Origin of the sequence: Roseospira navarrensis (assembly GCF_009601025.1) — a bacterium.
GTDB lineage: Bacteria > Pseudomonadota > Alphaproteobacteria > Rhodospirillales > Rhodospirillaceae > Rhodospira > Rhodospira navarrensis.
The window spans coordinates 23,561-33,050 of sequence record NZ_WIVE01000047.1; the positions used below are offsets into that span (position 1 = coordinate 23,561).

Consider the following 9,490-nt stretch of genomic DNA (forward strand, 5'->3'; position numbering starts at 1 on the left):
TGCAAGGTGCGGCATGCGCATCCAGAAGGGGGGGGGGGGAGGGGGCGGCATGGTCAAGGATTGGGCATGGCTCCGACCATGTCATGGGTTCACTTGGCATTTTGAACCAATGCGCTCGCAGAGGCCCGGCTTACGGATCCGAACACTTCTGATTGTCCTGCTCGGCGTCATCATGAGTCTGCGAGACACACCGCCTGTCCTGGCGTCGGAAAGCCTTCGTCCCGCCCTGTTGTTCCACACCGATGTCGCCCTGGGGGAGCAGGGCGCCGGGTACTTCGAATTGGCCGCCGTCGGCGCCCAAGCCTTCGCGGCGTCGGCCGATACGCCAGTGCCGATGATCTTTCCGCGCGACGTGGCCGGCGACGCCCGCGATTCCGACGGCGCACTGGCCACCACCCGATTCGCGCTGGAGCAGGGTTATACCGCCGTCGTCGGTGCCGGATTCAACTATGCCGGCCCGTTCGCGGCGCTGGCGCCGGAGTATCCCGACGTCCGATTTGTCCTGATCGACGCCGTCGTGGATGCGCCCAACGTCGAGTCCGTCCTGTTCCGCGAGGAGCAGGGTTCATATCTGGTCGGTATTCTGGCCGCGCTGTTCAGCGACGCCGGTCACATCGGCTTCGTGGGAGGGTGGGACGCTCCCATCATCCGCAAGTTCGGCTGCGGCTTCATTCAGGGGGCGCTGTCCGTTCGGCCCGACATCACGGTTGATGTCGCCATGATCGGTCACACACCCCAGGCGTTCTATCAGGCCGACGAGGGCGAACGTCTGGCCGGAGCGATGTTCGACGCCGGGGCGGATGTGGTCTACCACGCCGCCGGGCAAAGCGGCGATGGCGTCATCCGCGCCGCCCTTGACCATGATGCGTACGCCATCGGCGTGGACATCAACCAGAACGGGGGCGCGCCGGGCCATGTGCTGACTTCGATGCTCAAGCGCGTGGACATCGCCGTGTTCTCCAGCCTGCAACGCATGGCGCGCGGAACATGGTCCGCCGGCCTGACGGTGCTGGGCCTGAGCGAAGGGGGCGTGGACTGGGCGCTTGATCGCCACAACGTTCAGCTTGTGTCGGAACGGATGCACACCGCAGTCGAGAACGCGGAGTTCGACATTCGGACCGGTGTCATAAACGTCGCTGTCCATACCGAAGAGGACGGCTGTCCGGTGCATGACTTCGACACCGATGGCGACGCGGCCGACAGCGAGCCACGGCCATGAAGATCAATGTCGCCCGCACGCTGCGCCTGTCCATGATCGCCATGGTGCTCTTGATCGCCGTTGGCGCGACGGTTTCGGCGGTCTCCTTCCACCAGATCACATCACGCCTGAAGGTGGTCACGGGCGAGGGGCTGCCAACCTTCAAGCAGGCGGGCACCATCAACAACCTGGTTCGTCGCATCCAGCGAATCGCCCATACCCTTCCGACCAGCGCCGGAGCCTTCGAGACCGAAACGGCGGTCTTCCGCTTGCGCGATTTGACGGATGATCTGCGTGTGGCCATCCAGGCCCTGGATCCGTTTCGGGTGCCGATCGCGGAAAAGGCGCGGATGCAGGCCAGCCTGACCCTTGTTGAACGGACCATCGATCATCTCCATGGCCTCAAGCAGCGTCAGGCCAACCGTCGCGGCCAGCTAGAGGACGGTCTGTCAGCTTTGCGTGCGGCGCGGACCAACCTGATGTTCGGGGTTGTTGGCGCCGATGGCACGCGCGCCCAACCGGATCTGGCGCGTCGCCTGATGCGCCTGGTCGACATCACAAATCTGGCCATGGTCGAGACCGATCCTTCGGCAGCGGCGGCCTACCGCAACCGGTTCGAAGCCACGCGGCGCGATCTGCTGGACGACCCAGCCCTGTCCGACCGCCTGCGCCAGGCCGTGCGAACGGAAACGGCCCAACTGGCGCCGCTGTTCGAGGCCCGCCTGGAAGAACTGTTGCTTGACCTACGCATCGCCGCGGCCATCGAGCGGTTGGTCATCATGGAACGCCTGGTGGCGCAGGTCGAGGCCATTACGGACGACATCGCCACCCTGACCCGAACCGAGGTCCGCGCGGCCGAGACCCTGGCCGAAACGCGCACCCGAATCGTCATGATCGTCGCCGGGCTGTCGCTGATACTGGCGCTGGCGGCGCTGGTCTATGTCAACCGGAGGGTGGTCTCGCGCATGCGTGCGGTGCAGACCATGATGCAGGACCACATGGCCGGACAGCGCGACGCGCCCGCGCTGGGCGGCAACGACGAAATCACCGACATGGCGCGCAGCTTCCACCATTTCGTCCAGGCAACCGACGGCCGCGCGGTCGAGGTGCGCCGCCAGGGCGACCTGATCCGGGCCGTGCTGGACAGCATGACGGTCGGCGTGGCGGCCTATGACGCCGAGCTGCGGCTGATGGCCTGGAACCGCCAGTTCGTCAAAATCCGCGACTATCCGGAAAACCTGATCCACCAGGGGGCCGCGTTAGAGGACCTGATGGCCTATGACATCGCGCGCGGCGAATTTGGTCCCGGCGATCCGGATCGTCTGCTTGCCGAGGTGGTGGAGACCGCTAGGCGGTTCGAACGCCACGCCTTCGAACGCCAGCGCCCCGACGGCTCGTTTTTCGAGGTGCGCGGCGGCCCCATCGCCGGTGGCGGCTTCGTCTCCACCTTCGCCGACATCACCGAGCGCAAGCGCACCGAACGCGCCCTGACCCTGGCCATGGAGGAAAACCGCCGGCAGACGGAACGCTTCCGCAACCTGACCACCAACCTGCCGGCGATGATCTTCCAGTTCGAATTCCTTCGCCCCGGCCTGCCCCTGATCACCTATGCCAGTCCCTACATGCGCGACGTCTTCGATCTGGGCGAGGCGGACGAGGCGGTCCTGACCCGACGTGTCATTTCCAGCGTCCATTTGGAGGACCGCGCCCGCGTGCGCACGGCCCTGAACGAGGCGGAGAACTCGCGGGGATACTTCCACGAAACCTTCCGGATCCGGGGCAAGGGTGGCGACGAGCGTTGGGTCGAAGCGGCAGCACGCCCGCACCGCTCGGCCAGCGGCGCCTATCGCTGGGACGGCCTGGGCCTGGACATCACCGAACGCCGCGCCGCTGAAGAGGCCGTGCGCGAAAGCCGGGAAACCCTGATGGCGGTCATGGAAAGCTCGCCCGTGGGCGCCACCATCGTGCGCGACGGCGGCGACCGCATCACCTACGCCAACCCGGCGATGGCAACGCTGTTCGGGCGCAACCGCGAAGAGCTGTTAGAGATGCCGCCGCATGAACACTATGCCGACCCGGCGGAGCGCGAGGCCATCACGGTCCGCTTCCGCGCCGGCGAAACCATCCTGAACGAAGACGTCACCCTGAAGCGGGCCGACGGCACTCCGGTCCATACCCTGCTGACCCTGGCGCCGGCCGGGGACTGGGGGCACCACTTCGGCTGGGTCTATGACATCACCGAACGCAAGCAGGCCGAAAACGCCGTGCGCGCCAAGGTGGAGGAGCTGGAGCAGTTCAACCGCGTGGCCGTGGGGCGTGAGTTGCGCATGATCGCGCTGAAGCGAGAGATCAACGCCCTGTGCGAGGCCCGGGGCGAGGCGCGCCGCTATGAGATTCCCGAGGACGAGGGCACCGAACCGGCGGGCACGGAGGCCGGCGCGCGATGATCGATTACCGCTCCATCGCCCTGATGCTGCCCGTCGTCACGCTGGTCTGTGTGCTGGGCATGGTTCTGTATCAGGCCGCCGCCCCGCGCTCGCGCAGTCTGCGGTTCTGGACGGCCGGCTTTATCGTGATCGGGCTCGCGCTGGCAATCATCGTGTCGCGCCCGATCATCCCGATGCTGATCTCGGCGCCGATGGGCAATCTCACGGCCTACGCCGGCGAGGTTCTGATCTGTCTTGGACTGAGGCTGTTCTTCGGTCGCTCCACCAACCTGGTATGGCCGTGGGTGCTTACCATTCTCCTCACGCTTGGCAATGCCGCCTGCGTTGTTCTTGATCTGCCCCACGAAAGGCTGTCGATAGCAAACTTGGGTCATGGTGTATTTACGGGGTGGCTTGCTCTTGAATTTTTGCGCGGCCGCGGCAATAATAGAATTCGCTTGGTCGCCGCTTTTATTAGTGGAAGCGTCGCAGCATATTTCATTACATCTTCTGTATATTATTCAAATCACCTGTCTGCGCCGGAAATATTTGGCCCCCATATCTTCGGCGGGCCAGCCTATCTGATCTCGGCCGTCTGGATCATCGCGCTGAGCTTCCTGCTGCTGACCATGGCCGCGCTTCGCACCAATCAAACGATCCAGGCGCAGAAGGCCACCCTGGGCGCCGCGCTGGATGCCCTGGCCGAAGGCGTGGTCACCCATGATGCCCAGGGCACCATCACCAGCGCCAACCGCGCCGCCACCGAGATTCTGGGGCTGCCCGAAGCGGATCTGGTCGGTCGCGGTATCCTGGATGCGCGCTGGCAGGCCGTGGCGGCGGACGGGACGGCGCTGGCGGACGAGGCGTTCCCGGCCCTTCATACCCTGCGCACCGGGCAACCGGTGCGAAACGCCACAATGGGCCTTACTGGGCCGGACGGCGGCCGCCGCTGGGTGTCGGTCAACACCGCCCCGGTGGCGCGGACCGACTTCGGGGCCGCGCGCGATACGGTCGTCGTCACGTCGTTTTCCGACATCACGGACCGCCTGACCCGCGAAGCCGACCTGGAACAGTCGCGCGCCGATCTGGCCCGCTCGCTGGCCGATCTGACCTTCACCCAGGAGACCATGGACAACAGCGTCGATGGCGTCTTCTGGGTTCGGGCCGCCGACGGCACGCTGGCCTATGCCAACAATGCCGTGGCCCGCAAGCTGGGCTACAGCCGGGACGCGCTGGCGGCCATGACCTGGGCAGACATCGACGTCGTCCTGACCGTGGACGCGCTCTCGGCCCGTGTGGCGGACAAGGGCGAAGACGGCTTCGCGGCGCTGGAAAGCCGCCACCGCACGCGCTCCGGTCGCCTGATCGAGGTGGAGTTGAACGCCCGCCAGGGCTGGCGCGACGGCGAGGCCCTGCTGATCATCTCGGCCCGCGACGTCAGCGAACTGGCCGCGCTCAGCCGCAACTTCGTGGCCCTGATGGTCACTACGCAGGACTATATCTCCATCACCGACGCCGAACAGCGTTTCATCGGCGGCAGTCAGGCCCTGGCGCGGCTGGCCGGGCTGGCGTCGTGGCGGGACCTGTTGGGCAAGACCGACGCCGATCTGTTTCCCTCGGACCAGGCGGCCGTCTTCATGGCGGAGGAACGCCGCATTCTGGACGGCGATATCCCTGGCCTGGACATGGAACGCACGGTGCCAAACAACGCCGGCGAGACACGCTGGATTCATTCCCAGAAATACCCCATCCGCGATGACCGGGGGGCCATCGTCGGCTTGCTGGCCATCACGCGCGACATCACCGCCCGGCGAGAGGCGGAAGAGGCGCTGAACCGCAACCGCCTGCTGCTGGAAAGCGTGTTGGAGAACAGTCCGGCCCTGATCTATGCCAAGGACGCGGACGGGCGCTACATCTTCGTCAACCGCCAGTGGGAGGAGAAGTTCGGCCGTCGTCGCGAGGCGACCATCGGCCACACGGATGCCGATCTGTTCCCGCCCCGAACCGCCGACATCTTCCTCGCCAACGACCGAGCGGCGATCGCCGCGGGCCACGCCATGCAGTTCGAGGAAACGACGCCCGATGTGGATGCCGACACCGTCCTGCTGTCGATCAAGGTGCCCCTGATCGCCCCGTCCGGCGCGCGCGAGGGCCTGTGCGGCATCGCCACCGACATCGCCGATCGCAAGCGCATCGAACAGCAACTCTCGGCCCAGGTCTCGGAACTGGCGGACGCCCGGCGGGCCACGCTGAACATGATGTCCGATCTGGCCGAGGAACGCCGCCTGGCAGAGGACCTGCGCGCCCGCGCCGAGGCCGCCAACCAGTCCAAGTCCGCCTTCCTGGCGGCCATGAGTCACGAAATCCGCACGCCCATGAACGGCGTCATCGGCATGATCGACCTGCTGTCCACGACCGAGATGGGCGACGACCAGCGCGGCATGGTCAATACGGTGCGGGAGTCGGCCTTCTCACTGCTCCACATCCTCAACGACATTCTCGATTTCTCCAAGATCGAGGCCGGCAAGCTGACCCTGGAATCGATTCCGCTGTCCATCGGCGCCATCATGGAGGGGGTCACCGAAACCCTGCTGTCCACGGCCACGCGCAAGGGTGTTCAGTTGTCGCTGTACATCGACCCGACCGGGCCGCAAAGCGTCCTGGGCGACCCGGTGCGGCTGCGTCAGATTCTGTTCAATCTGGTCGGCAACGCCATCAAGTTCACCAGCACCACCCAAGAGCGTCTGGGCCGCGTCGGTCTGCGCGCCGACGACCTGGGGCCGGAGCGTGACGAGGCCGGCCGCGAAACCGGGCGGGCGATGGTCGCCCTCTCGATCATCGACAACGGCGTCGGCATGTTGCCCGAGGCGCAGGCCCAGTTGTTTACCCCCTTCACCCAGGCCGACCAGTCCACAACCCGGCGCTTCGGCGGCACCGGACTGGGCCTGTCCATCTGCAAGACGCTGACCGATCTGATGGGCGGCACTATCACCTTGGACAGTGCGGAGGGCCGGGGCTCCACCTTTACCGTCACGCTGCCGTTCCGGATCGCGGACAATGAAGCGGGTGAGGCGGACATCGACCTGTCCGGTGTGCGGGTGCTCCAGTGTCCCCGCTTCGCCGATACCCGCGAGGCGGTGGAGCGCTATTGCCGCGCCGCCGGCGCGACCGTGGCCAGCGTCGACCGGCCGGACCGGGTCGCGGCGCGCGCGGACGACGCCGACATCATCGTGCTGACCGACGCCTGGGGCATCGCGGAACGCGATGCGGTCGTGGAGGCGGTCCGGGCCACCGCCGACCGCGCCCGCTTCGTGCTGCTGAGCGCGGACCGGTCTGCGAAGCGCGGGCTGGTGGCGCCCGACACGGTGGTGGTCGAGGCAAGGCCCATGCTGCGCTCCAGCTTCCTGCGCGCGATGGCCACCGCCGCCGGCCGCATGAGCCCGGCGGTGGACGACAGCGCGCTTCCCGCCGACGCCGACCTCGACGGGGCGAGCGCCGCGCCCACCGCCGGCGCGGCCCGCACCGAGGGCCGGCTGATCCTGGTCGCCGAGGACAACCCCACCAACACGGACGTCATCGGCCGCCAACTCGCCCTTCTCGGCTATGCCTGCGAGACGGCCGAAAACGGTCAGGAGGCGCTGACCCTGCTGGAAACCGGCGGACACGCCCTGCTGCTGACCGACTGCCACATGCCGGTGATGGATGGGTTCGAACTGACCGAGACCATCCGCCGGCGCGAATCCGGCGGTTTGGTGCACCTGCCGATCATCGCCATCACCGCCAACGCCTTACAGGGCGAGGCAGAACGCTGCCTGTCCTGCGGCATGGACGATTACATGGCCAAGCCGCTGGAGATGGCCCGCCTGCGCGAGGTGCTGGCCCGCTGGATGCCGGGGCGCGCGGCGGCCACCGCGAAGGCGCACCGCGACGAAACGGGCGCGCCCGACGCCACCGAGTCGGCGCAGGAACTACCCTCGTCAGAGGTGATCGATCTGCGGGCGCTCACCGATGTCTTCGGCGACGACGCGGCGACCATCGGCGAGATTCTGGACGCCTTCATCGACCCCGCCCGGGCCATTGCCGCCGAACTGGACGCCGCCGTGACGGCGGGAAACGCCGACGGCGTCAATGCGGCCGCGCACAAGCTGAAATCCGCCGCCCGCTCCATCGGCGCCCACGCCCTGGCCGAGTTGTGTCAGGCCCTTGAAAACGCCGGAAAAGTCACCAGCCTTCCCGAAATCCAGCAGGAATATTCGGGCTTCTCTCCGGAACTGGAAAAAGTTATTCATGAGATCCGCGCCAGACGCGCGCCACCCGCCGCCGCTCCCCCCTCAGAATGACCGCAGAAAGCGCCATCATGACGACAGAGCCCCCGCCGCTGGCCGATCTGCGCTGCCTTGTCGTGGACGACGAGGCCTTCATGCGGACCTTGATTACGCGCATTCTGGGTGGATTGGGCGCCAGGGACGTGCGCGCCTGCGAGGATGGACAGGCCGCACTGGTGGTTGTCGGCGACGGCGTCGATGTCGTTCTGTGTGACCTGAACATGCCCGGCATGGACGGCATCGAGTTCCTGCGCCATCTGGCGGGGATGAACTATGACGGCGCCGTCGTGCTGATCAGCGGCGAGGACGAACGCGTCCTTCAGACCGCCAAGACCCTGGCCCAGGCCCACGAACTGCGTGTTCTGGGCGCGGTCGCCAAGCCGGTCACGCCGGCCGCGCTGGGGACCCTGCTGAAGGACGCCACCCGCCCGACCACCCGGCGCGCCGGGCCGCGGGCGCCCATTGATCCCGTGGCCGTCGAGGAACTGCGCGAGGCCATCGCGTCCGATCAGTTGACGGTCTTCTTCCAGCCCAAGGCTCGGGTCTCTGATCGGGTCGTCGTCGGGGTCGAATCGCTGGTTCGCTGGCGCCATCCGGAACGCGGTCTGGTGCCCCCGGTCGCCTTCGTCGGCGTGGCCGAAGAGGCCGGCCTGATCGACGCCATGACCGACGTCGTCTTCCGTCAGGCCGTGGCGCAGGGCGGACGCTGGCGCGCGCGCGGACTGGACCTGAAGGTGGCGGTCAACATCTCGGTCGACTCGCTAGGCCGCTACGACCTGCCGGACACGCTGGTGGGCATCGCCGCGGATGCCGGCCTGCCGCCCTCCCAGATCATGCTGGAGGTCACCGAGAGCCGCCTGATGGCCGACATCAAGAGCCCGCTGGAGGTGCTGACACGCCTGCGAATGAAGGGCGTCGGGCTGTCCATCGACGACTTCGGCACCGGCCACTCCTCGCTGGAACAACTGCGCCGCATTCCCTTCACGGAACTGAAGATCGACCGTGCGTTCGTGCACGGCGCGGCGCGCGACAAGGCGGCGCGCGCGATCCTGGAATCAAACGCCTCGCTGGCGCAGAGCCTGGGCATGACCACCGTCGCCGAGGGCGCCGAGGACCAGGCCGACGTCACCCTGGTCGCCGCGCTGGGCATCGACCTGATCCAGGGCCACTTCTTTGCCAAACCCATGCCGGCCGAGGACTTCGACGACTGGCTGGCGGACTGGCGTGGCTGAGTCCGGATCGGCCCCGCCCGACCGGGAGACGCCCCGACCCGACCTGATCTGCCATCCGCTGCCAATGGACCGGGGCAAACAAAAAGGCTCAAATAGCGTTAGCTGTGCATTCCCGGATTTGGCATCATGAAGGACACCGAACGCGGGCAGCGGGCATGGATCGGGACACGTTTTTGGTTTGGCTGTTGAGCGGCACCCGGGGCAGCACCACCCATTTCGTTTGGCTCAAATAGCGTTCGCTATGCATTCCCGGATTTGGTATCATGAAGGATACCGAACGCGGGAGGCGGGCATGGATCGGGACACGTT

Annotated in this window: 4 protein-coding genes; all 4 read left to right on the top strand. The window is 66.8% G+C overall.

Features of this window, described 5'->3' with window-relative positions:
* Positions 1–49 precede the first annotated feature (49 nt).
* The 4 genes from GHC57_RS13680 to GHC57_RS13695 are packed head-to-tail and all read left to right on the top strand — an operon-like array spanning position 50 to position 9,181.
* On the top strand, positions 50–1,219 hold the full coding sequence (locus GHC57_RS13680) for a BMP family lipoprotein (protein ID WP_170294879.1): 1,170 nt from the start codon (positions 50–52) through the stop codon (positions 1,217–1,219).
* The gene (locus GHC57_RS13685; RefSeq protein WP_153345188.1) at positions 1,216–3,645 is read left to right on the top strand and encodes a PAS-domain containing protein; all 2,430 of its coding nucleotides are present in this window, start codon (positions 1,216–1,218) and stop codon (positions 3,643–3,645) included. Before GHC57_RS13680 ends, GHC57_RS13685 begins: the two co-directional genes overlap by 4 nt.
* Positions 3,642–7,964: a PAS domain-containing hybrid sensor histidine kinase/response regulator gene (locus GHC57_RS13690; protein WP_153345190.1), complete on the top strand. Its 4,323-nt coding sequence runs from the start codon at positions 3,642–3,644 to the stop codon at positions 7,962–7,964. The genes GHC57_RS13685 and GHC57_RS13690 overlap by 4 nt, the downstream gene beginning before the upstream one ends.
* Positions 7,965–7,981: 17 nt before the next feature.
* The gene (locus GHC57_RS13695; RefSeq protein WP_211369201.1) at positions 7,982–9,181 is read left to right on the top strand and encodes an EAL domain-containing response regulator; all 1,200 of its coding nucleotides are present in this window, start codon (positions 7,982–7,984) and stop codon (positions 9,179–9,181) included.
* The last annotated feature ends 309 nt before the right edge of the window (positions 9,182–9,490 follow it).

Bases quoted from the DNA above. Each gene is read 5' to 3' on its own strand.
- GHC57_RS13680 (WP_170294879.1), top strand. From the start codon at position 50: ATGGTCAAGGATTGGGCATGGCTCCGACCATGTCATGGGTTCACTTGG.
- GHC57_RS13685 (WP_153345188.1), top strand. From the start codon at position 1,216: ATGAAGATCAATGTCGCCCGCACGCTGCGCCTGTCCATGATCGCCATG.
- GHC57_RS13690 (WP_153345190.1), top strand. From the start codon at position 3,642: ATGATCGATTACCGCTCCATCGCCCTGATGCTGCCCGTCGTCACGCTG.
- GHC57_RS13695 (WP_211369201.1), top strand. From the start codon at position 7,982: ATGACGACAGAGCCCCCGCCGCTGGCCGATCTGCGCTGCCTTGTCGTG.